The organism is Streptomyces sp. NPDC052236, from assembly GCF_044548015.1.
GTDB lineage: Bacteria > Actinomycetota > Actinomycetes > Streptomycetales > Streptomycetaceae > Streptomyces.
In genome coordinates, this window is sequence record NZ_JBIUBL010000003.1 from 271,813 (window position 1) to 296,648 (window position 24,836).

The 24,836-nt window shown below is 70.6% G+C and carries 21 protein-coding genes; 9 read left to right on the forward strand and 12 right to left on the reverse strand.

All coding sequences use genetic code 11. From position 1 onward, the window contains the following. Positions 1-130 precede the first annotated feature (130 nt). The 5 genes from ACIHCQ_RS08200 to ACIHCQ_RS08220 all read left to right on the forward strand — a co-directional run bounded on the left by ACIHCQ_RS08200 (position 131) and on the right by ACIHCQ_RS08220 (position 5,942). Positions 131-898: an IclR family transcriptional regulator gene (locus tag ACIHCQ_RS08200; RefSeq protein ID WP_399658987.1), complete on the forward strand. Its 768-nt coding sequence runs from the start codon at positions 131-133 to the stop codon at positions 896-898. A gap of 259 nt (positions 899-1,157) precedes the next feature. Beyond that, the gene (locus tag ACIHCQ_RS08205; protein ID WP_399658989.1) at positions 1,158-1,943 is read left to right on the forward strand and encodes an MIP/aquaporin family protein; all 786 of its coding nucleotides are present in this window, start codon (positions 1,158-1,160) and stop codon (positions 1,941-1,943) included. A 40-nt stretch (positions 1,944-1,983) separates the two neighbouring features. Next, on the forward strand, positions 1,984-3,519 hold the full coding sequence (gene glpK, locus ACIHCQ_RS08210; RefSeq protein WP_399658991.1) for a glycerol kinase GlpK: 1,536 nt from the start codon (positions 1,984-1,986) through the stop codon (positions 3,517-3,519). A gap of 6 nt (positions 3,520-3,525) precedes the next feature. Beyond that, positions 3,526-5,145, forward strand: a complete 1,620-nt coding sequence (locus ACIHCQ_RS08215) for an FAD-dependent oxidoreductase (RefSeq protein ID WP_399658993.1) — start codon at positions 3,526-3,528, stop codon at positions 5,143-5,145. Positions 5,146-5,270: 125 nt separating this feature from the next. Next, positions 5,271-5,942: a FadR/GntR family transcriptional regulator gene (locus tag ACIHCQ_RS08220; protein WP_399659177.1), complete on the forward strand. Its 672-nt coding sequence runs from the start codon at positions 5,271-5,273 to the stop codon at positions 5,940-5,942. Between the two features lie 375 nt (positions 5,943-6,317). Here ACIHCQ_RS08220 and ACIHCQ_RS08225 read toward each other — a convergent pair whose 3' ends face one another. The 5 genes from ACIHCQ_RS08225 to ACIHCQ_RS08245 are packed head-to-tail and all read right to left on the reverse strand — an operon-like array spanning position 6,318 to position 12,068. Continuing rightward, complete coding sequence (locus tag ACIHCQ_RS08225) at positions 6,318-7,349, reverse strand: ABC transporter permease (protein ID WP_399658995.1); 1,032 nt, start codon at positions 7,347-7,349, stop codon at positions 6,318-6,320. Then, a complete protein-coding gene (locus tag ACIHCQ_RS08230; RefSeq protein ID WP_399658997.1) occupies positions 7,346-8,866 on the reverse strand; it encodes a sugar ABC transporter ATP-binding protein in 1,521 nt (506 codons plus the stop codon). The genes ACIHCQ_RS08225 and ACIHCQ_RS08230 overlap by 4 nt, the downstream gene beginning before the upstream one ends. Positions 8,867-8,868: 2 nt before the next feature. Then, entirely contained in the window at positions 8,869-9,909 is a 1,041-nt protein-coding gene (locus tag ACIHCQ_RS08235; RefSeq protein ID WP_399658998.1) for a sugar ABC transporter substrate-binding protein, read from the reverse strand. A gap of 51 nt (positions 9,910-9,960) precedes the next feature. Next, entirely contained in the window at positions 9,961-10,749 is a 789-nt protein-coding gene (locus ACIHCQ_RS08240) for an SDR family NAD(P)-dependent oxidoreductase (RefSeq protein WP_399659000.1), read from the reverse strand. Beyond that, complete coding sequence (locus ACIHCQ_RS08245; RefSeq protein ID WP_399659001.1) at positions 10,746-12,068, reverse strand: enolase C-terminal domain-like protein; 1,323 nt, start codon at positions 12,066-12,068, stop codon at positions 10,746-10,748. Before ACIHCQ_RS08245 ends, ACIHCQ_RS08240 begins: the two co-directional genes overlap by 4 nt. A 263-nt stretch (positions 12,069-12,331) precedes the next feature. On the opposite strand from ACIHCQ_RS08245, the gene ACIHCQ_RS08250 reads away from it, so the two are divergent. Next, positions 12,332-13,324, forward strand: coding sequence for a PAC2 family protein (locus tag ACIHCQ_RS08250; protein ID WP_399659002.1), 993 nt, complete (start codon positions 12,332-12,334; stop codon positions 13,322-13,324). A gap of 78 nt (positions 13,325-13,402) precedes the next feature. On the opposite strand, the gene mshC is transcribed toward ACIHCQ_RS08250, so the two are convergent. From mshC to ACIHCQ_RS08270, 4 genes are all read right to left on the reverse strand, one after another. Then, positions 13,403-14,632, reverse strand: coding sequence for a cysteine--1-D-myo-inosityl 2-amino-2-deoxy-alpha-D-glucopyranoside ligase (gene mshC / locus ACIHCQ_RS08255; RefSeq protein ID WP_399659004.1), 1,230 nt, complete (start codon positions 14,630-14,632; stop codon positions 13,403-13,405). Between the two features lie 873 nt (positions 14,633-15,505). Beyond that, positions 15,506-16,342 carry an SCO1664 family protein gene (locus ACIHCQ_RS08260; protein ID WP_399659006.1) on the reverse strand — a complete coding sequence of 279 codons (837 nt, stop codon included), beginning with the start codon at positions 16,340-16,342 and terminating at the stop codon, positions 15,506-15,508. Continuing rightward, positions 16,306-16,896: a DUF3090 domain-containing protein gene (locus ACIHCQ_RS08265; RefSeq protein ID WP_399659008.1), complete on the reverse strand. Its 591-nt coding sequence runs from the start codon at positions 16,894-16,896 to the stop codon at positions 16,306-16,308. The genes ACIHCQ_RS08260 and ACIHCQ_RS08265 overlap by 37 nt, the downstream gene beginning before the upstream one ends. Before the next feature lie 104 nt (positions 16,897-17,000). After that, the gene (locus ACIHCQ_RS08270) at positions 17,001-17,726 is read right to left on the reverse strand and encodes a histidine phosphatase family protein (RefSeq protein WP_399659010.1); all 726 of its coding nucleotides are present in this window, start codon (positions 17,724-17,726) and stop codon (positions 17,001-17,003) included. Between the two features lie 60 nt (positions 17,727-17,786). Here ACIHCQ_RS08270 and ACIHCQ_RS08275 point away from each other — a divergent pair, with 60 nt between their 5' ends. Continuing rightward, positions 17,787-18,779: a magnesium and cobalt transport protein CorA gene (locus ACIHCQ_RS08275; protein WP_399659012.1), complete on the forward strand. Its 993-nt coding sequence runs from the start codon at positions 17,787-17,789 to the stop codon at positions 18,777-18,779. Between the two features lie 9 nt (positions 18,780-18,788). On the opposite strand, the gene ACIHCQ_RS08280 is transcribed toward ACIHCQ_RS08275, so the two are convergent. Together ACIHCQ_RS08280 and ACIHCQ_RS08285 are read right to left on the reverse strand one after the other, a co-directional pair. After that, complete coding sequence (locus ACIHCQ_RS08280) at positions 18,789-19,574, reverse strand: ferritin-like domain-containing protein (protein WP_399659014.1); 786 nt, start codon at positions 19,572-19,574, stop codon at positions 18,789-18,791. 141 nt (positions 19,575-19,715) lie between these two features. Then, positions 19,716-20,777: an LLM class F420-dependent oxidoreductase gene (locus ACIHCQ_RS08285; RefSeq protein WP_399659015.1), complete on the reverse strand. Its 1,062-nt coding sequence runs from the start codon at positions 20,775-20,777 to the stop codon at positions 19,716-19,718. Positions 20,778-20,907: 130 nt separating this feature from the next. Between ACIHCQ_RS08285 and ACIHCQ_RS08290 the strand changes: the two genes are divergently transcribed. Both ACIHCQ_RS08290 and ACIHCQ_RS08295 read left to right on the forward strand, forming a co-directional pair. Beyond that, a complete protein-coding gene (locus tag ACIHCQ_RS08290) occupies positions 20,908-21,891 on the forward strand; it encodes an aldo/keto reductase (RefSeq protein ID WP_399659016.1) in 984 nt (327 codons plus the stop codon). Beyond that, positions 21,888-24,044, forward strand: coding sequence for a helix-hairpin-helix domain-containing protein (locus ACIHCQ_RS08295; RefSeq protein WP_399659017.1), 2,157 nt, complete (start codon positions 21,888-21,890; stop codon positions 24,042-24,044). Before ACIHCQ_RS08290 ends, ACIHCQ_RS08295 begins: the two co-directional genes overlap by 4 nt. Positions 24,045-24,148: 104 nt before the next feature. On the opposite strand, the gene ACIHCQ_RS08300 is transcribed toward ACIHCQ_RS08295, so the two are convergent. Next, complete coding sequence (locus tag ACIHCQ_RS08300; RefSeq protein ID WP_399659018.1) at positions 24,149-24,814, reverse strand: hypothetical protein; 666 nt, start codon at positions 24,812-24,814, stop codon at positions 24,149-24,151. Between the last annotated feature and the right edge of the window lie 22 nt (positions 24,815-24,836).

Sequence of the window (24,836 nt, forward strand, 5' to 3'; positions counted from 1 at the left end):
GGCAGCCGGAGGGCGGAGGCGTTCCACGGGTCGGACGGCCTCCCGTGTTCGCGCGCTGCTGTGACCATGGTCGACATTGGAGCGCTAGTGTTCGGCATTGTCGAACCGTAGGGGAGAAGGGCCGATACCGATGGCTAAGAACATCCAGTCACTGGAGCGGGCGGCGGCGATGCTGCGACTGCTCGCGGGCGGGGAACGCCGGCTGGGCCTCTCCGACATCGCCTCCTCGCTGGAGCTGGCCAAGGGCACCGCCCACGGCATTCTGCGCACGCTCCAGTCGGAAGGCTTCGTCGAACAGGACCAGGCGTCCGGCCGCTACCAGCTGGGGGCGGAGCTGCTCCGTCTCGGCAACAGCTATCTGGACGTGCACGAGCTGCGCGCCCGCGCGCTGGTCTGGACGGACGACCTGGCGCGGTCCAGCGGCGAGAGCGTCCACCTCGGGGTGCTCCACCAGCACGGCGTACTGATCGTCCACCATGTCTTCCGGCCCGACGACAGCCGCCAGGTCCTGGAGGTGGGGGCCATGCACCCGCTGCACTCCACCGCGCTGGGCAAGGTCCTCTCGGCGTACGACCCGGTGGCGCACACCGAGGTCATGGAGGTCGAGCGGAAGGTCTTCACCCCGCGGACCGTGACGGGCCCGGTGGAGTTCGAGTCGGTGCTGGACCACACCCGGGCGCGCGGCTGGGCGGCGGATGTGGAGGAGACCTGGGAGGGCGTCGCCTCGGTGGCCGCGCCCGTCCACGACCGGCGGCGGATGCCGGTCGGGGCCGTCGCCATCACGGGCGCGGTCGAGCGGGTCTGCGACGGTGGCGGTGAGCTGCGGTCCGAGCTGATCGCGGCGGTACGGGACTGTGCCCGCGCCGTTTCCCGGGATCTGGGCGCCCGGCGCTTCTGACCGGCTCTCTGACCAGCACGGCGGCCCCGGGTGAGCGGAAATCGCGGTAACGATCGGGTTTCCGGCCACCACACCCTTGACGTGCTGTTAACCGTGACGCAAAACTGCCGTTCATCGGTCGGCATTGCCGAACAGCTAACGGCAATACGCGTTAGTGTGTGGCAGGCCGGAGCCGACAACGCCCTCACCTGAGGGTGCGGACCATCCGGTGGGACCCGGGGTTCGCCTTCATCCTGGACGAAGGACAAAGGAGTCGCGGGTGTCCAGCTCCGACATCTTCATCGGCGAGATCATTGGTACCGCCGTACTCATTCTGCTCGGCGGTGGCGTCGTCGCCGCGGTCGTACTCAAGCGCTCGAAGGCCCAGAACGCCGGCTGGCTGGCCATTACCTTCGGGTGGGGCTTCGCGGTGCTGACCGCGGTCTATATGACAGGCAGCCTCTCCGGCGCCCACCTCAACCCGGCGGTCACCGTCGGCATCGCGATCAAGGACGGGGACTGGAGCGACGTTCCGGTCTACTTCGCCGGTCAGCTGCTCGGCGCCATGCTCGGTGCCACGCTGATGTGGATCGCGTACTACGGACAGTTCCAGGCCCACCTCACGGACCCGGAGATCACCGCCGCGCCCCCGCACGAGGAAGGGCTGGTCGACCAGAAGGCCGCCCCGAAGGCCGGACCAGTGCTCGGGATCTTCTCCACCGGACCCGAGGTCCGCAATGTGTGGCAGAACCTGGCCACCGAGATCATCGGAACCACGGTGCTCGTCCTCGCGGTCCTGACGCAGGGCCTCAACGACAGCGGCAAGGGTCTCGGCAACCTCGGCGGGCTGATGGTCGCGCTCGTCGTCGTATCCATCGGTCTCTCGCTCGGCGGCCCGACCGGCTACGCCATCAACCCGGCCCGCGACCTGGGCCCGCGCATCGTGCACGCCCTGCTCCCGCTGCCGAACAAGGGCGGCTCCGACTGGAGCTACGCCTGGATACCGGTCGCGGGACCGCTGGCCGGCGGAGCGCTCGCCGCGGGCATCTACAACCTCGCCTTCTGAGCCGTACGGCCGCCCCTCCACAGACCACCGGGAGTACACCGTGACCGACACCCACACCACCGGCCCGTTCATCGCGGCCATCGACCAGGGCACCACCTCCAGCCGCTGCATCGTCTTCGACACGGACGGCCGGATCGTCTCCGTCGACCAGAAGGAACACGAGCAGATCTTCCCGAAGCCGGGCTGGGTCGAGCACGACGCCACCGAGATCTGGACCAACGTCCAGGAAGTCGTCGACAGCGCCGTCGCGAAGGCGGGGATCACCTCCGCCGACGTCAAGGCCATCGGCATCACCAACCAGCGCGAGACCACGCTGCTCTGGGACAAGCACACCGGCGTACCCGTCCACAACGCCATCGTCTGGCAGGACACCCGCACCGACGCGCTCTGCAAGGAGCTCGGCCGCAACGTCGGCCAGGACCGCTTCCGCCGCGAGACGGGTCTGCCCCTCGCCTCGTACTTCGCGGGCCCCAAGATCCGCTGGATGCTCGACAACGTCGAGGGCCTGCGCGAGCGCGCCGAGCGCGGCGACATCCTCTTCGGCACCATGGACTCCTGGGTCATCTGGAATCTGACCGGGGGCGTCGACGGCGGCGTGCACGTCACCGACGTCACCAATGCCTCGCGCACCATGCTGATGAACCTGCACACCCTGGCGTGGGACGAGAAGATCCTCCAGTCGATGGGCGTGCCCGCCGCGGTGCTGCCCGAGATCCGGTCCTCCGCCGAGGTGTACGGGCACGCCAAGAGCGGCGCGCTGGCCGGTATCCCGGTCGCCTCGGCGCTCGGGGACCAGCAGGCGGCGCTGTTCGGCCAGACCTGTTTCGCCGAGGGCGAGGCCAAGTCGACGTACGGCACCGGCACCTTCATGCTGATGAACACCGGCAGCGAGCCCGTCAACTCGTACAACGGACTGCTGACGACCGTCGGCTACCGGATCGGCAACGAGGCTCCGGTGTACGCCCTTGAGGGGTCGATCGCCGTCACCGGCGCGCTGGTGCAGTGGATGCGCGACCAGATGGGCCTGATCAACTCCGCGGCGGAGATCGAGACGCTGGCCTCCTCCGTCGAGGACAACGGCGGCGCGTACTTCGTCCCGGCCTTCTCCGGGCTCTTCGCCCCGTACTGGCGTCCCGACGCCCGCGGTGTGATCGCCGGTCTGACCCGGTATGTCACCAAGGCGCACATCGCGCGCGCCGTGCTGGAGGCCACCGCCTGGCAGACCCGTGAGATCAGCGACGCCATGACCAAGGACTCCGGCGTCGAGCTGACCGCCCTCAAGGTCGACGGCGGCATGACCTCCAACAATCTGCTGATGCAGACCCTCTCGGACTTCCTGGACGCGCCGGTGGTACGTCCGATGGTCGCCGAGACGACCTGCCTCGGCGCCGCCTACGCCGCCGGTCTGGCCGTCGGCTACTGGCCCGACACCGACGCGCTGCGCGCCAACTGGCGCAGGGCCGCCGAGTGGACCCCCCGCATGGACGCCGCCCAGCGGGACCGTGAGTACAAGAGCTGGCTCAAGGCCGTCGAGCGGACCATGGGCTGGCTCGAAGACGAAGCTGACGAGGAGTAATTCGAGATGACCACCCTGCAGAGCGTCCCCGCCCACCGGCCCCAGGGGACGCACCCGGCCTCCGGCTCCCTTTCGAGCCGCGCCGAGACTCGGGAGCAGCTCTCCAAGGCGACGTACGACCTCCTGGTGATCGGCGGCGGCATTCTGGGCATCTCCACCGCCTGGCATGCGGCGCAGTCCGGGCTGCGGGTGGCCCTGGTGGACGCCGGCGACTTCGCCGGCGCCACCTCCTCCGCCTCCTCCAAGCTGCTCCACGGCGGTCTGCGCTATCTGCAGACCGGCGCGGTCAAGCTGGTCGCGGAGAACCACTTCGAGCGCCGTGCGGTCTCCCGTCAGGTGGCTCCCCACCTGGCCAATCCGCTCACCTTCTATCTGCCGGTGTACAAGGGCGGGCCGCACGGCGCGGCAAAGCTCGGCGCGGGCGTCTTCGCCTACTCCGCGCTCTCGGCGTTCGGTGACGGCGTCGGCCATGTCATCAGCGCGGCCAAGGCGCAGCGCGATGTGCCCGAGCTGCGTACGAAGGACCTGAAGGCGGTCGCCGTGTACGGCGACGACCAGATGAACGACTCCCGCATGGCGCTGATGACGGTGCGCGCGGCCGTCCAGTCGGGGGCCACCGTCCTCAACCACGCCGAGGTCACCGGGCTCCGCTTCACCAAGGGCCGGGTCACGGGCGCGGAGCTGAAGGACCGCAGGGACGGTACGGAGTTCGGGGTGAGCGCCAGGCTCGTCCTCAACGCCACCGGGCCGTGGGTCGACCACCTGCGGCGGATGGAGGACCCGGAAGCGGCACCGTCCATCCGGCTCTCCAAGGGCGCGCACCTGGTGCTCAAGCGCACCTCGCCGTGGAAGGCGGCGCTGGCGACGCCCATCGACAAGTACCGCATCACCTTCGCGCTGCCCTGGGAGGACATGCTGCTGCTCGGCACGACCGACGAGGAGTACGAGGGCGATCCGGCGGACGTCGCGGTCAACGACAAGGACGTCACCCAGATCCTGGACGAGGCGGCGTTCTCCATCCGGGACCAGCAGCTGTCGCGGGATCTGATCACGTACTCCTTCGCGGGGCTGCGGGTGCTGCCGGGCGGGCCCGGTAACACCTCCAAGGCCAAGCGCGAGACGGTCGTCACCGAGGGGCGCGCGGGCATGCTGTCGGTGGCCGGCGGCAAGTGGACGACCTTCCGCCACATCGGCCGTACGGTGATGAACAAGCTGGCGGCCCTGCCGGGGCGCCCGCTGGCCGGGGACATGGAGCCGATGGGGCGGCTGCCGAAGAAGATGCCGCTGCCGGGCCTCGCGAACCCGAACGCGGTCGCGCACCGGCTGCTGGTGGACGGCGGCGGCGAGGGGCCGCGAATGGCGGCCGACACCGCCCGCCACCTGGCCACGCACTACGGTTCGCTCGCCTTCGACATAGCGCGGCTGGCGGAGGACGATCCGGCGCTGGCGGGGCGGATACACCCCGACGCCCCGGAGATCTGGGCGCAGGTGGTGTACGCGCGGGACCACGAGTGGGCGGAGACCGCGGACGATGTGCTGCGCCGCCGTACGACGCTGACGATCCGAGGTCTGGCGACGGACGAGGTCAGGGGCGGGGTGGAGAGGCTGCTCGCCGTCGAGGACTGAACCGGTTGTTGACCGTTGCCGACCGTTGTCGGCCTTGAGGGCGGCCCTTTGGGGGCCGCCCTCGTTGTACGCTCAGAGATCCGATGTCTCCGATGTCTTCGGGACCGCGCGACAAGGGGGACACCATGGCCGTGACCGACGAGGCCATCGAGAAGATCAAGGGAATGATCGTCTCGGGCGCGCTGCGCCCCGGCGACCGCCTTCCCAAGGAGAGCGAGCTCGCCGCCGAGCTCGGCCTGTCGCGCAATTCCCTGCGGGAGGCGGTACGGGCGCTGTCGCTCATACGCATCCTGGACGTGCGGCAGGGCGACGGCACCTACGTCACCAGCCTGGATCCGCAGCTGCTGCTGGAGGCGCTGAGCTTCGTGGTGGACTTCCACCGCGACGACACGGTGCTGGAGTTCCTGGCCGTACGCCGCATCCTGGAGCCCGCGGCCACGGCGATGGCGGCGGCCCGCATCACCGAGGCGGAGCTGGACGCGCTGACGGCCCAGCTGGACGCGCTGGGCCCGGAGCCCTCGGTGGAGGAGCTGGTCGCCACGGACCTCGAGTTCCACCGGGGCATCGTGCGGTCCGCGGGGAATTCGGTGCTGTGCTCGTTGCTGGACGGGCTGTCGGGGCCGACGACGCGGGCGAGGGTGTGGCGGGGCCTGACGCAGGAGGACGCGGTGAGCCGGACGCTGCATGAGCACAGGGCGATCTTGTCGGCGCTGCGGGATGGGGACGGGGAGGCGGCGAGGTCGTGGGCGACGGTGCATATCGCGAGCGTGGAGCAGTGGCTCCGCGCGTCGCTTTAGCGGTACGCGTCCGGCCCTTGTCGGGGGCGCTGCCCCCGAACCCGCCCCCTACGCCCTGGCGGGCGTAGGGGGACCCCCAGCTCCTCAATCGCCGGAGGGGCTTAAAACCTCGGGGCTCCGCCCCCAGACCCCCGCGCCTCAAACGCCGGCGAGGCTGGTTTTTGCCGGCGAGGCTTAGGCTGCCGGTGGCCCGGCAATTCCAGCCCGTCCGGCGATTGAAGACTTGGGGGTACCTCCCACGCCGCTAGGCGTAGGGGGAGGGTCTGGGGGCGGAGCCCCCAGTTACGGGAAAGGGCGGGGTGGGGAAAGGCCCGCCGCAGGCGCCACCCGCACCACCGCAACCCGCACCGCACCCCGCACGCCCGCCCGCCCCCCTCAGTCCTGCTTCTCCCCACTCGCGAACCGCGAAATAACCAGCGCCACAATAATGATCGCTCCGTTCAGGAACTGGTTCCACAACGCCGGCACCCCACCCAGCGTCATCACATTCACCACCAGCTGCAGCGTCAGCACCCCCGTCAGCGCCCCGAACAGCGTCCCCCTGCCCCCCTTCAGGCTGATCCCCCCGATCACCGCCGCCGCGAACACCTGGAAGATCCAGCCGTTCCCCTGCGTCGATGCCACCGACCCGTAGTGCCCCGTGTACAGAATCCCCGCGAACGCCGCCAGCAGGCCCCCGATCGCCAGCACGATCCACGTGATCCGGTCCACCCGGATGCCCGCCGCCCGTGCCGCCTCCGGGTTGCCGCCGATCGCGTACAGCGCCCGCCCGTGCCGCAGGTACGCCAGCGCCGCGCCGCCCAGCGCGAAGAGCGCCAGACAGATCCACACCGCCGCGGGCGCGCCGAGCCAGTCCGTTTTGCCCAAGTAGCGGAAGGACTCCGGGACATCGGTGATCGACTTGCCCTCGGTGATCCCGATATGCAGGCCGCGCAGCATCGTGAGCATGCCCAGCGTCGCGATGAAGCCGTTGACCCGCAGTTTCAGCATCAGAAAGCCGTTGATCCCACCGATCGCCAGGCCAACGAGCAGGCAGATGGGGATCGCCATCCAGCCGGGCAGCAGCTCCAGGCCCGCGAAACGCCCGCCCTCCGTCGGCAGGACGAGCCACATCGCGATGACCGGCGCGATGCCGATCGTCGACTCCAGTGACAGGTCCATCCGGCCGCAGATCAGAATCAGCGCCTGGCCGAGCACCAGCAGGCTGAGCTCGGAGGACTGCTGGACCACGCTGATTAGGTTGCTGGACGTAAGAAACACCGGCGAGACGATGAAGCCGATCACCATCAGCACCAGAATCACCGGCACCAGCGAGAAGTCGCTCCACCGGATCAGCTTCAGCCTGCTGCCGCGCAGGCCCGTGTCCTTCAGATCGTCGGCCGTCAGCGGCCGCAGTGTCCCGGTCATTCCTGCTCCCCCACACCTTCCATGGCGGCGACCAGTTCGCGGTCGGTCCACCCGCTGCCGAACGTCGCGACCACCCGCCCGTGGAACAGCGCGAGCACCCGGTCGCACACCCGCAGGTCGTCCAGTTCGTCCGAGATGATCACGGCGGCGCTGCCCTCGTCCGCCACCCGTCGTACGACACCGAGCAGCGCGTCCTTGGACTTCACATCCACGCCCGCCGTGGGCCGGACCGCGACCAGCGCGCTCGGTTTGCGGGCCAGGGCTCGGGCGACCACGACCTTCTGCTGATTGCCGCCCGAGAGGCCGGAGACCAGTTGCTCCGGGCCCTGCGTCTTGATGTCCAGTGAGGAAATCACGGACTGGGCGAATTCCCTTATACGAGACGGCAGTACGGTCCCCCAGGGGCCGAGCTGGTCGGTGACCGTGAGCGTGGCGTTCTCGGCGACGCTGCGGCCGGTGACCAGGCCCTGGCGGTGGCGGTCCTCCGGGATGTAGCCGATCCCCGCGTCGAGCGCGTGCGGGACGCTGCCGGGTTTCACCACCGTGCCCCGTACGGTGATCCGGCCCGCGCTCGCCTTGCGCATGCCGACCAGGGTCTCGCCGAGCGCGGTGTTGCCGCTGGCCGCGGCCCCGGCCAGGCCCAGCACCTCGCCGGGGCGTACCTCGAGGTCGAGCGGCTCGAACTCGCCCGCCACGGTGAGGCCTTCCGTACGCAGCACGGGTGCCTCCTCACGGACCGCACCACCCGCCGCATGCCAGGAAAAGGCAGCGCTCGTGGACTCACCGGTCATCGCCGCGACCAGGTCGTCCTTGGACAGCTCCGCGACCGGCGCGGTGACCACATGGCGGGCGTCGCGGTAGACGGTGACCGCGGTGCACAGCTCGTACACCTCCTGCAGATGGTGCGAGATGAACAGGAACGCCACTCCCTGGCTCTGCAGTTCGCGCAGTTTGGTGAACAGCCGCTCGATGCCGCGCGCGTCGAGCTGGGCGGTCGGCTCGTCCAGGATGATCAGCCGCGCCCCGAACGAGAGCGCTCGCGCGATCTCGACGAACTGCCGCTGCTCGACCGCGAGGTCCTTCGCGCGGGCGGTGGGGTCGACGCTCACTCCGTACCCGGCGAGCAGTTCCTCGGCGCGCGTGCGCAACTGCCGCCAGCTGATGAAGCGGCTGCCTTCCTCGAAACGGTTCAGGAAGAGGTTCTCGGCGACGGTCAGATCGGGGACGACCATCGACTTCTGGTAGACGCAGGCGACCTTGGACTGCCAGGCGGCCGTGTCCCCGAAGGCGGGGGCGGGTTCGCCGCTGAAGGTGACGGTGCCCCCGTCCGGTTTGTGCAGCCCGGTGAGGACGCTGACAAGGGTGGACTTGCCCGCGCCGTTGCGCCCGACGAGTGCGTGCGATTCGCCGGGCGCGACGGTGAGGCGTACGCCGTCCAGCGCCAGGGTCGGCCCGAAGCGTTTGACGATGCCTTCCGCGTGTACGGCGGCGGGCGCGGGTACTGACGCCGTTCCCATGGCTACTTCTCCAGCTGATTGGCCCACAGCTTGGGGTCGTCCACATTGTCCTTGGTCACCAGCGGCGCGGGCAGCTGATCCTCGAACCCATTCGGGATCTTGATGATGGTGGACTCGTGGTCGGTCGGACCGGCCTTGGGCGTCTTGCCGTCCAGCGCCTGCTTGGCCCAGTACAGCGCGTACTTGGCGTACAGGTCGGCGGGCTGGGAGACGGTGGCGTCGATCTTCCCGGCCTTGATGGCTTCGAGTTCCTCGGGGATGCCGTCGTTGGAGATGATCGTGATGTGGCCCGGGGCGCCGGGGGCCTTCAGCAGCTTCTTCTGCTCCAGCAGGGCGAGGGTGGGCTGCAGGAAGGCGCCGCCGGCCTGCATATAGATGCCGTTGAGGTCGGGGTGGGCGGCCAGTGTGGACTGGAGTTTGGCGGAGGCGACATCGCCCTTCCAGTCGGTGGCGAGCTCAAAGATCCTGATGCCGGGGAAGTTCTTGGTCATACAGGACTTGAAGGCCTCGGAGCGGTCGCGGCCGTTGATGGAGGCCAGGTCGCCCTGGAACTCCGCGACCTTGCCCTTGCCCTTGAGCTGCCGGCCCAGGAACTGGCAGGCCTTCTCGCCGTACGCCCGGTTGTCGGCCCGGACCACCATGTAGACGTTGCCCTTGTCGGGCCGGGTGTCGACGCTGACGACCGGGATCTTCTTCTCCTCCAGGGTCCGCAGCGACTCGGCTACCGCCCCGGTGTCCTGCGGGGCCATGATGACGGCCTTGGCGCCCTGGTCGGTGAAGGTCTGGACGTTGGCGACGAGCTTGCCGATGTCGTTCTGGGAGTTGGTCAGGGACAGCGCGTCGACGTCGCCGCTCTTGACGCCCTTCTCTATGTACTGCTGGTAGGAGTTCCAGAAGTCGGTGTCGCTGCGCGGCAGATCGATGCCGACCTTGCCCTGGTCGGCGGCGGACCCGCTGCCCGACTCGCGGTTGCAGCCCGCGAGCGCGGTCACGGCCAGAAGCACTGTGCACGCCGCCGCGGCACTTGTCGTACGCACTCTCATGGTCCCGTCCTTCATGGTGTCGGCTCGGCTCAGCGGGAACTCAGTGGGAACTCAGTTCGTGGGGCGCAGGCGCAGTCCCTGCATTCCGCCGTCGACCGCGAGCGCCGTGCCCGTGACGGCCGCCGCGGCGGGACTGGCGAGGTAGACGACGGCAGCGGCCACCTCGTCCGCCGTGACCAGCCGTCCCGTTGGCTGGCGGGCTTCGAGGGCCGCGCGTTCGGCGGCGGGGTCGTCCGCCTGGTCGAGCAGGCGGCCGATCCACGGGGTGTCGGCGGTGCCGGGGTTGACGCAGTTGACGCGGATTCCCTCGCGTACGTGGTCGGCGGCCATGGCGAGGGTGAGGGAGAGGACCGCGCCTTTGCTGGCGCTGTACAGGGCGCGCTGGGGCAGGCCGGCGGTGGCGGCGATGGAGCAGGTCTGGGTGATGGAGACCTGGCCGGGGCGCTCGGTGGCCGCGCGGCGCAGATGCGGCAGGGCGTGCCGGGCGACGCGCACCATGCCCAGCACATTGATGTCGAGGACGCGCTGCCACTCTTCGTCGGGGTTGTCGGCGACGGTGCCGATGGCGCCGATGCCCGCGTTGGAGACGACGGTGTGCAGTCCGCCGAACTCGTTCGCCGCTCGGTCGACCGCCGCGCGTACCGCCGCGTCGTCGGTGACGTCGGCTTTGAGGGCGAGTACGCCGTCGGGCGCGCCCGCGGTCTCCAGGTCGAGTACGGCGACCCGCGCGCCGCGGCTGAGCAGGAGCGTCGCGACGGCGGCGCCGATGCCGGAGGCGCCACCGGTCACCAGGGCGGACAGCCCATCGAAGTCCCTGAGGTCCCTCGTGGTTCCCGTCATGATGTGGCGGCCTCCTCGGTGGTACGGCGGGCCTGCCAGACGGGCCCGTGCGGGTAGACGTGGGACGCGATCGACTCGGGAAGCATGCGGGCGGAGAAGCCCGGCGCGCGCGGCGCGACATAGCGCCCGTACTCGATCTCGACCGGGTCGCTGAAGTGCTCGTGGAGGTGGTCGACGTACTCGATGACCCGCCCCTCCCAACTGCCGGAGACTGCGACGTAGTCGAACATGGCCAGGTGCTGTACGAGCTCGCACAGTCCTACCCCGCCCGCGTGCGGACAGACCGGGACGCCGTATTTGGCGGCGAGCAGCAGGATCGCGAGGTTCTCGTTGACGCCGGCGACGCGCGCGGCGTCGATCTGGACGAAGTCGACGGCCCCGGCCTGGAGCAGTTGCTTGAACACGACGCGGTTGGCGGCATGCTCGCCGGTGGCGACCTTGACGGGCTGTCCGGCGCGGACGGCGGCGTGGCCGAGGATGTCGTCGGGGCTGGTCGGCTCCTCGATCCAGTGCGGTTCGTACGGGGCCAGTGCCGTCATCCAGCGCAGCGCGTCGGGCACGTCCCAGCGCTGGTTGGCGTCCACGGCGATACGGATCGAAGGGCCGACGGCGGCGCGCGCCAGCTTCATCCGGCGCAGATCGTCGTCCATGTCGGCGCCGACCTTGAGTTTGATCTGGGTGAAGCCTTCGGCGACGGCCTCCTTGGCCAGCCTGACGAGTTTCTCGTCGGAGTAGCCGAGCCAGCCGGGCGAGGTGGTGTACGCGGGGTAGCCCCGCTCGCGCAGGTTCGCGGCCCGCTCGGCCCTGCCGGGTTCGGCGGTACGCAGGATGGCCAGGGCCTCTTCGGGGGTGAGCGCGTCCGTCAGATAGCGGAAGTCGACGAGCGAGACGAGCTCTTCGGGGGTCATGGCGGCGAGGAACTCCCACACCGGCTGCCCGGCGCGCTTCGCCGCCAGGTCCCAGGCGGCGTTGATGACCGCGCCCGCCGCCATGTGGATGACGCCCTTCTCCGGGCCGAGCCAGCGCAGCTGCGAGTCATGCGTCAGGTCGAGGTGGAGCGCGGCGAGGTCGGCGGCGGTACGGGGCGCGGGGCGTCCGATCACATAGGGGCGCAGCGCCTCGATGGCGGCGGCGGTGACATCGTTGCCTCGGCCGATGGTGAAGCAGAAGCCGTGCCCCTCGGCCCCGTCGGCCGCGCGCAACACCACATAGGCGGCCGAGTAGTCCGGGTCGGGGTTCATGGCGTCCGAGCCGTCGAGCTGTTCCGAGGTGGGAAACCGGACATCATGGACCTCGAACTCGGTCACCGTCTGACTCATGCACGCACCCCCGGCAGAAGACATCGGACCTCTTAGTCATCCGATGTATTCCGCATGTATAGCGCCGCACACGCGGAAAGGTCCAGGGCCCGGACGAAAAAAATCCCCACAGCTCGGGTCTATCGCCGATTGGGTGGGTTCGCTGTCCGACGTATGCCCGATAGCGCGGAAGTTCACCCGGGCATGCGAGGGGGCTGCGGAGAGACACCGGGTAAGCCGTAAGGTTGGGGCGTACGAAAGGGAACTTCGGAAGGAGGCACTGGGTGATCGAGCTCGAGGCCGTACCCGAGCTGATCGACCCGGTCATGGTGGCCGCGTTCGAGGGCTGGAACGACGCCGGCGACGCCGCCTCCACCGCGGTCGCTCACCTGGACCGGGAATGGAAGGGCGAGGTGTTCGCGGCGCTCGACGCCGAGGACTACTACGACTTCCAGGTCAACCGGCCCACGGTGTGGCTGGACGGCGGGGTACGGAAGATCACGTGGCCCACGACCCGGCTCTCCGTGGTCCGCGTCGGCGGCGACAAGCCGCGCGATCTGGTGCTGGTCCGCGGCATAGAGCCGTCCATGCGCTGGCGCTCGTTCTGCAACGAGATCCTCGGCTTCGCCCATGAACTGGGCGTCGAGATGGTGGTGATCCTGGGCGCGCTGCTCGGCGACACTCCGCACACCAGGCCGGTGCCGGTCAGCGGGATCACGTCGGATCCGGATCTGGCCAGGACGATGGATCTGGAGGAGACGCGGTACGAGGGGCCCACGGGCATCGTCGGCATCCTCCAGGAGGCGTGCACCCATGCGGGTGTGCCCGCGGTGAGTCTGTGGGCCGCGGTGCCGCACTATGTGTCGCAGCCGCCCAACCCCAAGGCGACGCTGGCGCTGCTCAACCGCCTCGAGGATCTGATCGGGCTGCGCATTCCCCTGGGCGAACTGGCGGAAGACGCGCGGGCGTGGCAGCTGGGTGTCGACCAACTGGCCGCCGAGGACAGCGAGGTGGCGGAGTACGTCCAGACGCTGGAGGAGGCGCGGGACACGGCGGAGCTGCCGGAGGCGTCGGGCGAGGCGATCGCGCGCGAATTCGAACGGTATCTGCGGCGGCGCGACGGCGGTCCGCATGCGACCGACGGGAGCGAGGGCAGCGGCACGTATCTGCGCGACACGTCGAGCGGGCGGCCGCGGCCGCCGTTGCCGCCGCGCACGGAGCCGGAGACTGGGACCGATGCCGGGACCGACGATGAGGACGATTCATCGGAGGAGTGACGTACGAGGGTATGAAGTCGGGGCGGCACCCTCAGGGGCGCCGCCCCGACTTCGTTGGTTGGTTGGGTCGTTAATGGGTTACAGCGCTACGCCCAGCAGTGCGTCGACGGCGCGGGACACCAGGCCGGGCGCGCCCTCGTCCGTACCGCCGGCGGTCTGCTGGCGTACGGCCCAGCGGTCCACGGCGGCGAGCGCGGCGGGGGCGTCGAGGTCGTTCGCGAGAGCGCCGCGGATCTCCTCCACCAGGGCGTCGGCTGACGGCCCGTCGGGCCGCGAGACGGCCGCGCGCCAGCGCCCGAGCCGCTCCACCGCCTCTTCGAGCACGGCGTCGGTCCACTCCCAGTCGGCCCGGTAGTGGTGCGAGAGCAGCGCGAGCCGGATCGCGGCGGGGTCGACCCCGTCACGGCGCAGCGCCGACACGAAGACCAGGTTGCCCTTGGACTTGGACATCTTCTCGCCGTCGAGCGCGACCATGCCCGCGTGGACGTAGGCCTTGGCGAAGGGGTGCTCGCCGGTGAGCGCCTGGGCGTGCGAGGCGCCCATCTCGTGGTGCGGGAAGATGAGATCGGAGCCGCCGCCCTGTACGTCGAACCCCATCCCCAGGTGGTCCAGGGCGATGGCCACGCACTCGATGTGCCAGCCGGGCCGGCCACGGCCGAGGGTGGCGCCGTCCCAGCTGGGCTCGCCCTCACGGGCGGCCTGCCAGAGCATCGGGTCGAGGGGGTTCTTCTTGCCGGGGCGGTCGGGGTCGCCGCCGCGCTCGGCGGACAGGGCGCGCATCACCTCGGTGGTGTAGTTGGACACCTCCCCGAAGTGCGGGTCTGCTTCCACGGAGAAGTAGACGTCGCCTTCGAGCTCGTAGGCGGCTCCGGCGTCCCGGAGCCGCTCGACGAGCGGCACGATGCCGGGTATCGCCTCGACGGCGCCGATGTAGTGCTGCGGCGGAAGCATCCGCAGAGCGGTCATGTCCTCGCGGAAGAGAGCGGTCTCCCGCTCGGCGAGTTCGGTCCAGTCGTGCCCGTCGCGGATGGCCCGTTCGAGGAGGGGATCGTCGACGTCGGTGACGTTCTGGACGTAGTGAATCTGCCGCTTCGTGTCGAGCCACACGCGCTGTACGAGGTCGAACGCGTTGTAGGTCGCCGCGTGACCGATGTGGGTCGCGTCGTACGGCGTGATGCCGCAGACATAGATACGGGCGACGGGACCGGGGTCGAGGGTCACAGGACGACCGGTCGCGGTGTCGTGGATCTGGAGGTCGCGGCCCTTGCCAGGCAGGGCGGGGACCTCAGAAGCGGGCCAGGCATGCATGTCATGAGCCTAACCGGATGGATGTTCCACATACGAACCGGATGACGCGCTTGGCTGGTTCGCCGGTCCGGGACCACGGGTAACGCCTGCGGCTGGGGCAGGCTGGGGCCTCGTGCGGACTGCCACCGCCCGGGGCCCTTGGCGGCGCCTGTCCGCCCGCAGGCGGGCCCTGCGGGCGTCTCCCTGCCCTGGGCCCGGGCGGGACATCAGCCGGCCGCGCACCGGGCTTCGCCGGCAGGCAGACGCCTCCACGGGGCTACGGGCTCGCGCAGGGCGGAGCACCTGCGCTGCGGAGCCGAACGCCCCTCGGCGAACGGGAACTCACGCACCGCGAAGCCGACGCACCCACGGGGCGCGGGGCGTCAGTCCCCGAGTTCCCCTACCCGTGGCCCGGGGGCGGGACCCAACACGCCGTGGGGCCCAACATCACGCAACCCGCGCCGGACACAGGCGCCGCGAAGCCTGCGCACCCACGGGGCGCGCACGGCCGGGTCCCGTCCGTCTGGCGGGCGGGGCCCGGACACCGCCTGTCCGCCCGCAGGCAGGCCCTGGGACGGACGGTGCGACACCGCCAGGACATCCTCGCGCCGAGGGCCGAACATCCCTCGGCGAACGGAAACTCACGCGCCACGAAGCCGGCGCCCCCACGGGGCGCGGGCCCAGCACGCCCCGAAACCTGAGCACTGGAGCCCGGGGGCATCACGCCCCCTAGGTCCCGGGCACGCGGACCCCCCGCCACCCCGACGCACCCCAGCCGACCCGGGGCCGTCACCCCGAGGCCCGCGCCAGGTGTACCCCCGTCACCCCGCAAATCCGCGCGCCACCCCACGGACGCGGGGCGTCAACCTGGGGCCGAGGCCCCGGGACCGGGGCTTATACCGGTGGCCAGGGAATCGACGGCCACTCCCCCGACGGCACCGGATACCGACCCGACTCCAGCAGGGCCTTCACCCTCCCCCGTACCGCCTCCACCTCCGCCAGCGTCAGCAGTTCCCCCAGTCGGGTGGCCAGCGGGCCGCCGGCCACCAGCGATGCCGTCAGCGCCGTCAGTGCCTCCGTCGCCTCCCCCGGCAGCCGCTCCCCCGCCCAGCCCCACAGCAGCGTCCTCAGCTTGTCCGCCACGTTGAACGTGACCCCGTGGTCGATCGCGTACAGCCGGCCCGCCGCCGTCGGCAGCAGATGCCCGCCCTTGCGGTCGCCGTTGTTGATCACCGCGTCCAGTACCGCCAGCCGCCGCAGCCGCTCGTCGTCCGCGTGGACCAGCAGCGCCGTGCGGCCCTCTCCCACTTCCGCGAAGCCGATCGCCTTCCACCCCTCCTCCGGCTCCTCCGTCTCCACAAGAGCCAGCAGCGACGCCTCCGGGTCCGTCTCGATCCAGAGCTGGACCATGCCCTCGCCGTACGGGCCGTCCCGCAGCACCGTGGGCGGCACCAGGCCCCACCCCAGCGCCTCGGACAGCTCGTACGCCGCCACCTCGCGCTGCGCGAGCGTCCCGTCCGGGAAGTCCCACAGCGGTCGCTCCCCCGCGACCGGCTTGTAGACGCAGTGGACCTCTTCGCCCTCGTACGAGGCGGAGCAGTACAGCACCGCGTTGGACGCCTCGCGAATCCGTCCGCGCACGGCGAGTTGGCCCTCCGTCAGCACCAGCAGAGGGTCGACCGGGGCCGCCGCGCTCACGCGCCCCGGCGGTATCCGTTCTGGCGCGGGCATACATGTCCTTCCGGATCGAGCGGCAGGCTGCACAGCGGGCACGGTGGCCGGCCGGCGTTCACCACGTCCAGCGCGCGTTTGGCGAAGGCCCTTGCCTGCGCTCCGCTCAGCCGTACGCGCAGCATCGGCGGACCGTTCTCCTCGTCCTGGAGCAGCCTCTCCTCGGCCTCCGCGAGGTCCTCCTCGGACTCCGCCTCCAGCTCCACGAGCGCCTGCGCCTCGACGATCATGCGCTGTTCCTCGCCGTCCCAGGCCAGCGCCATCGTCCCGACCCGGAACTCCTCCTCGACCGGCGCGTCGAGCGGCGCGGTGTCCACCACGTCGCCGGGCGCCACGGCCGGCACCGGCGCGTTGCCCCCGGTACGGCGTACTACCTCGTCCAGCAGCTCGTCAATCCGCTCGGCAAGCGCTGCCACCTGGGTCTTCTCCAGCGCGACGCTGGTGACCCGCCCCGCCGCCGAGGCCTGCAGGAAGAACGTACGGCGCCCAGGCAGCCCGACCGTACCGGCCACGAAGCGGTCCGGTGGATCGTAGAGGAACACCTGACGGGGCACGTTTCTGTCTCCCTTGAGATTACGGACGTGGTCGTGCGGGTGTACGGGTTTTTCGGCCCGTCCACCCTACTGCGCGGAGCGATCACGGAGCGATCACGGAACGATCAGGAAGCGCCCGCGCCGCCCCCGACCACCGCGGCCCCGACCACTCCGGTCCCGGCCGCCCCCGCCTCCGCCGCCCCGGCCCCGCCGCTCTCACGCGGCGCCAGCGAGCCGAAGTCCCCGGTGTCACCGAGGCGCAGCAGAAACGGGCGGGTACGGGTGTAACGGATCACGGTCACCGAGCACGGGTCCACGTGGATCCGCTGGAAGAGATCGAGGTGCATGCCAAGTGCGTCCGCCACCAGGGATTTGATGATGTCTCCGTGCGAGCACATCACATACACCGCGTCCTCGCCGTGCGCCGCGTCGATGCGCTCGTTCCAGTCGCGTACGGCGTCGACGGCCCGCGCCTGCATCGCCCGCATCGACTCCCCGCCGGGGAACGCCGCCGCGGACGGATGCCTCTGCACCACCTCCATCAGCGGCTCATCGGCGAGCTCCGCGAGCTTGCGCCCCGACCAGTCGCCGTAGTGGCACTCGCCGATGCGCTCGTCGGTCCGCAGCTCAAGCTCCGGCCGCGCGTCCAGCAGCGGCCGCATGGTCTGCAGACAGCGCTCCAGCGGGCTGGTGACGGCGGCGGCGATCCGCACCGCGGCAAGCCGCTCCGGCAGCCCGGCGGCCTGCGCCGTGCCGCGTTCGTCCAGGGAGACGCCCGGCGTCCAGCCTGCGAGCACCCCCGCGGTATTGGCGGTGGAACGTCCGTGCCGTACGAGGATCAGCGTGGCCATGACGATCAGCCTAAGCGGCCCGGGGGGCGGGGGGTGCGCCCGGGCCACGGGCAGGGAAGAATGCGCGCCGTGATCGTGGACTGTGCCATTTACCAAGACGGGCGCCGCACCGACGGCCCCGCCGATTTCTCCGATGCCCTGGACGAGGCCCGGGCGAACGGTGACGCGTTTCTCTGGATCGGATTGCACGAGCCGACGAAGGCGGAGTTCGACCTTGTCACGAGCGAGTTCGGGCTGCATCCGCTGGCCGTGGAGGACGCGCTCACCGCGCATCAGCGCCCCAAGCTGGAGGTGTACGACGACTCGCTGTTCGCGGTCCTCAAGCCGGTTGTCTACGAACCGGAATCGGACACCGTCACCACCGGCGAGCTGATGGTCTTCATCGGCGACTCGTTCGTCGTCACGGTCCGGCACGGGGAGGGCGCGCCACTGCGCGCCGTACGCGGACGGCTGGAGGCCGAGCACGAGGTGCTCAAGCACGGGCCCACGGCGGTGCTGTACGCGATCAGCGACGCGGTCGTGGACCACTACATCGATGTCGCCGCGGAGCTCCAGGTGGACCTGGAGGAGCTGGAGGCCGAGGTCTTCGCACCCGGCGGCGGCGACGCGAACAACACCGCGGCGCGGATCTACACCTTCAAGCGGCAGGTGCTGGAGTTCCGCCGCGCCGCCGGGCCGCTGTCGGCTCCGATGGAGCGGCTCGCCGGCAACGGCGTGCCGTTCGTGCATGAGCACTCGCAGCCGTTCTTCCGGGACGTCAGCGACCATCTGGCGCGTGCGAACGAGCAGGCGGAGGGGCTGGACCGGCTGCTGTCGGACATCCTGTCGGCGCACCTCGCGCAGATGGGCGTGCGGCAGAACAACGACATGCGGAAGATCTCGGCATGGGCGGCCATGGCGGCGGTCCCGACGATGCTCGCGGGAATCTACGGCATGAACTTCGAGCACATGCCGGAGTTGGGGTGGACGTGGGCGTATCCGGCTCTGCTGGCGCTGATGGCCTCCGCCGTCTTCGGGCTCTTCCGGCTGTTCAAGCGCCGCGGCTGGCTCTGATCACCCGAATCAGAACGCGGGTGCTTCGGTGACCGGCCCGTCGAGGGCGCCCCGGCGCTCCGGCATCCGCAGGCTGACCATCCGGTGCCAGCCGCCGAACCGCTCGTACGCGTACATGGCGTGGATACCGGCGGCCAGCGCCGCGGACTTGGCCTTGGGCCAGTGCAACAGCCGCCCCATGTGGGCCATCACGGCGAGGCTCACATCGCGGTAGACCTTGATCTCGGCGAGCGCGCTCTCGCGCAGGACCCGCTGGATCGTACGGCCGTGTCCCTCGGCGGCCAGCCGGAGCAGCTCCTCGTGGCAGTACGCCAGGTGGTTGTCCTCGTCGTCGCAGATCATGGTGATGGCCCTGCCGATCTCCGGGTGGTCGCCGAAGTACTTCACGAGCATGTCCATCTGGCCTGCGGCCCGCTGTTCGGTGACCCTGCTGTGCGAGAGGTAGACGACGATGTCCTCTTCGCTCAGCGGCTCGTCGCGGCGCAGCTTCTCGTGGGCGAGGCCGATGCCCTGTCGCTCCAGCAGCATCGTGTAGTCGGTGTCGGGCGGGACGTCGACCGGTGCGAGTCCGCGCTTCTTGAGCAGGGCGTTGAAGAGCCGGCCGTGTTTGTCCTCGTCCGCGCCGTGCCGGGTGATCTTCGGGGCGAGGTCGCGCATGCTCTCGGGCACGAGAGCGGCGATACGGGCGTTCTCCCAGCCCCCCTGGGCCTCACCGCTGGCCGCGATGGAGCAGAAGAGCTGGAAGGAACCGTCGTCGTCAAGGATTTCCTGGAAGAGACTACGAGCCGAGAGCATCACTGCCACCTCCGTGAGAGCGTCGCAAAGAAATAGTCAATTCCGGCGCGGCGTTGGAGGCAACCTGTATGCGGCAAATCTCCGCCGAATGGGGGACGGCGGAGGCGGTGTCGGAGCCGGTGGCGGTGTCGGCGGCGGTGGCTACGCGAGCCCGGCACGCTCCAGCGCCTCGGTGCCCGTACGCAGCGCCGCGAGCCGCTCGTCGAGCGTGAAGCCCGCCGGGGCAAGCGTGAGGGTGGTGACACCGGCCACCGCGTACGCCCGCATCCGCTCGGCGATCCGCTCCACCGATCCCAGCAGCGTGGTCTGGTCGATCAGCTGCTGCGGGACGGCGGCAGCCGCACCCTGCTTGTCGCCGGAGAGGTACTTCTCCTGGATCTCGGCGGCTTCCTTCTCGTAACCCATGCGCTGCGCCAGCTGGTTGTAGAAGTTCTGCTTGGGGCTGCCCATGCCGCCGACGTACAGCGCGGTGTACGGACGGAACGTGTCGGCCAGCCGCCGCACCTCGTCCTCGCTGTCCCCGCCGACCGCCAGCGGTAGAGTCGGACAGACGTCGAACCCCTCCATCGTCTTTCCGGCCTTCTCACGGCCCGCCCGCAGATACTTGATCGCGGTGTCCTCGATGTGGTCGGCGGACGGGAAGATCAGCAGGGCGCCGTCGGCGATCTCGCCGGTCTGCTCAAGGTTCTTCGGGCCGATCGCGGCGATGTAGAGCGGGATGTGCTCGCGCTCCGGGTGGACGGTGAGCTTGATCGGCTTGCCGGGGCCGCCCGGCAGCGGGAGGGTCCAGTGCTCGCCTTCGTAACTGAGGCGCTCGCGCGACATCGCCTTGCGGACGATCTCCACGTACTCACGGGTGCGGGAGAGCGGCTTGTCGAACGCGACGCCGTACCAGCCCTCGGAGACCTGCGGGCCCGAGACGCCGAGGCCGAGCCGGAAGCGTCCGCCGGAGAGCGAGTCGAGGGTGGCGGCGGTCATCGCGGTCATGGCGGGCTGGCGGGCCGGGATCTGCATGATCGCGGAGCCGACGTCGATACGTTCGGTGTGGGCCGCGATCCAGGCGAGCACGGTGGGGGCGTCGGATCCGTACGCCTCGGCGGCCCAGCAGACGTCGTAGCCGAGGGCGTCGGCCTCCTTCGCGACGGCGAGATTGTCGCTGTCCATCCCCGCGCCCCAGTAGCCGAGGTTGATACCGAGCCGCATAACCGCTCCCTCTTACTGATCAGTAACGTCACTGTTCCGGGGAGCCTAGCGCGCGTTCGTACGTCGCGTCAGGGGCAGGTTGCCCACTGGCCTGCTCAGGGTCGGCCCCTGGCCAGTAATCTCAGCCACCATGGAGCAGAGGCATCTCGGCCGTACCGGCCTGCGCGTGTCCCGGATCGGGCTCGGCACCCTGACCTGGGGGCGGGACACCGATGAGCACGACGCCGCCGACCAGTTGAAGGCGTTCTGGGAGGCGGGCGGGACACTCGTCGACACCGCTGACGTGTACGGGGGCGGGGATGCCGAATATCTGCTGGGACAGCTGACCGAGCGCCTCGTACCGCGGCGCGATCTCGTCATCGCGACGAAAGCGGGCAGCGTGCCCGATCCGGACCGGCGCTTCAACGGCTCGCGGGGGCATCTGCTCGCGGCGCTGGACGACTCGCTGGAGCGGCTCGGCACGGACTACGTGGATCTGTGGCAGGTACACGCCTTCGATACGCGGACCCCGCTGGAGGAGACGCTGCAGGCGCTGGACCTCGCGGTCAGCAGCGGGCGGGCGCGGTACGCGGGGGTGTCGAACTTCTGCGGCTGGCAGCTGGCGAAGGCCGCGACCTGGCAGCTCGCGTCGCCCGGGGTGCGGACGCGGCTGGCCAGTACGCAGATGGAGTACTCGCTGTTGCAGCGGGGAGTGGAGCGGGAGGTGCTGCCGGCCGCGCTCGACCTGGGGGTCGGGCTGCTGCCGTCGTCGCCTCTGGGGCGCGGAGTGCTCACGGGGAAGTACCGGCATGCGACTCCGGCGGATTCGCGGGGCGCTTCGGAGCAGTGGGCGCCGTTCGTGGAGCCGTATCTGGACGAGGCCGCGAGCCGGATCGTGGACGCGGTGGCGACGGCGGCGGACGGGCTCGCCACAACACCGCTCCAGGTGGCGCTGGCGTGGGTGCGGGACCGGCCCGGGGTGGTGGCCCCGATCGTCGGCGCGCGCAATGCGCAGCAGCTCACGGCAGCATTGTCAGTGGAAACCCTTACTCTTCCTGACGAGATCTGCCAGGCGCTCGACGATGTGTCGGCGCCCGTGCACCGCTATCCCGACCAGGACTGGAGCACGCTGTGACTGTCCCTTCCGGACCTCCGGCCGAGGACCGCGCCGTCGACGTCGACGTCGACGTCGACGCGGCGGACGAGGCTGTCGTCGCCACTGAGGCCGAGGCTGAAGCTGAGACCGCGGCTGAAGCTGAGACCGCGGAGGGTGCAAAGGGCGAGAAGGCCCCCGTACTGTCCGAAGCCGAGACCGAGCTTGCCGCGCAGCGCGAGTTGCAGGCCCGGATCGAGCAGCGGAAGGCAGAGAAGGCCGGGCCCATCGACAGCGGCACCAAGCTGAGCGGGACGGCCGCCGATCTACTCGCGGCAGTACGGGCGGTGGAGGGCGGCGAGAAGCCCGCCGCGTTCTTCGACTCCGCCTCCCCTTCGGGGTCCTCCACCACGCCGGGCCCCCGACGCCCCGCTCCCCCGGCCACCGAGCCCGTACGACACCGGCTCGCGCCCCCCGACCAGGCACCGGCGACGCCGCCCGGAGCGACCGTACAAGCCGTACAGACAGTGCTCGCCAAGGGTGGCGCACCCGAAGGGCTCGCGGCGCAGGTCGCGGCCGTGCTCGGGCAGCAGGCGGCGGAGCTGCTGCGCGAGGACCCCTGGCAGCTGCTGTCCGTGCCCGGAGTCCGGCCGGAGCAGGCCGACGGCTTCGCGCGGGCACTGCTCGGCGCGGAGTGCGGTCCGGGTGACGAGCGCCGGGCGGCGGCGCTGGTGAGCTGGCAGCTGGAGCGCGCGGCGCTCCAGGGCCATACGGCGCTGGAGTCCTCGGCCGTGCGCGCGGCGCTGACCGAGCACTCCGTGCCCGATCCGGACGAGGCGCTGCAACAGGCCATCGCCGAGGGCGCGGTGCTGGTGTTCCAGGACGGCGTCGAGGAAGAGCTCGCGGAGGACCTCGCGGAGGAGGAGGAGGAAGGCGCCGGGCAGCAGGCGGCGGTGCCCGTGCTGCTGGGGCTCGACCGGTACGCACTGGCCGAGGAGAGCCTCGCCGACGGCTTGGCGCGGCTGGCCAAGTCCGGCGCGGACCCCAGGTGGGAGGCAGCGGCGGAGACGACGCGGCCCGCCGAGCTCGCCCATGCCCTCGCGGCGAGCGGCCTGGTCGTGCACACGGGCGGCGAGGCGGCCCGCGCCGAGCCGGTCACCCTGGCCGAGGCCGCCGGTGCGCTCGGCCTGCGCGTGGTCGTCGCGGTCCACAGCGAGAACGGCAGGCGGCGGCTTGGGCACGACGCGGTCACCGTCTCCGGGCTGCTCTCCGGCGCCGAGGGGCCCGGCAGGGACGCGGACGGAGCGTTCGCGCTCGACCTTCTGGTGGTGCTCGACGCGCCTCAGCTGGACGTGGAGACCGCCGCGATGCTGGTGGAGTCGATGCCGGACAGCAGCCGCCTGGTGCTCAGCGGCGACCCCGGTGTGCTGAGCTCGGCGGGCGCGGGCCGGGTGTTCGCCGATGTGCTGGCCGCGCGGGTGTGCCCGCAGCTCGCCTCCCGTACGCCGGATCCCGGCCCCATCGGGGAGCTGGTCTCGGGCATCGGCGTCGGCGAGCTGAACCAGGTGGACGCGCCAGGCAAGGAAGTCGTCATCATCCCGGTGCGCGACGCGGGCGAGGCGGTCCACCGTACGGTGCAGCTCGTCGCGGACTCGGTGCCGCGGGCGATCGGGGTGCAGCCGGAGCAGACCCAGGTGATCGCCGTGGGGCACGGCGGCTCCGCGGGCACCCGCGCGCTCAACGCCGCGCTCAAGCAGCGGCTGAACCCCGGCCCCGGCCGGTTCGGCGGCTTCGACCCGGGCGACCGTGCCGCCTACACACCGGCCCTCGGCCGGACACTGCCGGGCACAGTCGTCTCGGCGGACGCGGAGGGCCTGCACCTCGACTGTGAGGGCACGCCCGTCGTCGTACCGAAGGAGCGGGTCGAGTCGGCCGTACGGCACGGCTGGGCGCTCACGGCGCACCAGGCGGCGGGGATGCGGTGGCCCGCGGCGGTCGTGGTGCTGCCGGGGGACGCGGTGCGGGGGCTGAGCCGCCCGTGGGTGTACACGGCGTTCAGCCGCGGGGAGCGCCATCTGTCCGTGGTGCACGGCGCGGACCAGGCGCTGCCTCGCGCGGTGGCCGAGGTCGTCTCGCAGGACCGGACCACGCGGCTACGGACACTGCTCGAAGGGCTGCTCGCCCCGACTCCGTAAGGATCGGTAAGGAGATCGGTAAAGATCGGTAAAACAGCCCGGGTTCCCGCCTCATGATCGAGGCGGAAACCCGGCCGCGTCCGTCCGGTGTGGTGTCAGTGGTGTCAGGACTCCACTTCGTCGAGGTCGTCCAGCTCCTCGGTGAGCTCGTCCTCGTCCTCGTCGAAGACCGAGCTGACGTCGAAGCGGCAGACGACCCGCTGCGGATCGGCCTGGTCGAAGGGAGTGGACAGCCACTCACCCGGTTCGGGAAGCTCGTCGGCGGCCGACACCCACAGCGTGGAATCGCCCTCCTCCAGGCCGAACTCCTTGTGCCGGGAAGCGATCTCATCGGGTTCGTACTCGCCGAAGAGCACCCCGAGCGCCGCGTGCACGCTCGCGCCGACCACCGGCCCGTTCGCCGGGCGGTCGTCGTCGGGGTCCAGGTCGGCGATGCGCTGTGCCTGTGCGAGCAGCCTCTGGGGCTCCACCACCGCGTAATCCCGACGGATCAGCACGCTGAGCGCGTTCGGCTCCTCGGGCCCCGCATAGGGCGGAAGCGAATCGTCCGCTCCCGGGATCTCGAAGGGAGTCACCTCGTCGTAGCGGTCGTAGAGCCGCTCGTCGTACGCCTCCGCCGCCGAGGCGAGAGCGTTGAACGCGTCATAAACGGCCGGGTCGTCCTCGCCCGAGCGGTGTTCGACCGCCTCAAGGTGACGGTCCAGTGCGGCTTTGACTGCCTCGGCGGCGGCACGTACCTCGGCAGCGGTGGGCTGCGCAGCATCAGACATAGTGCAGACGCTATCCGTACCT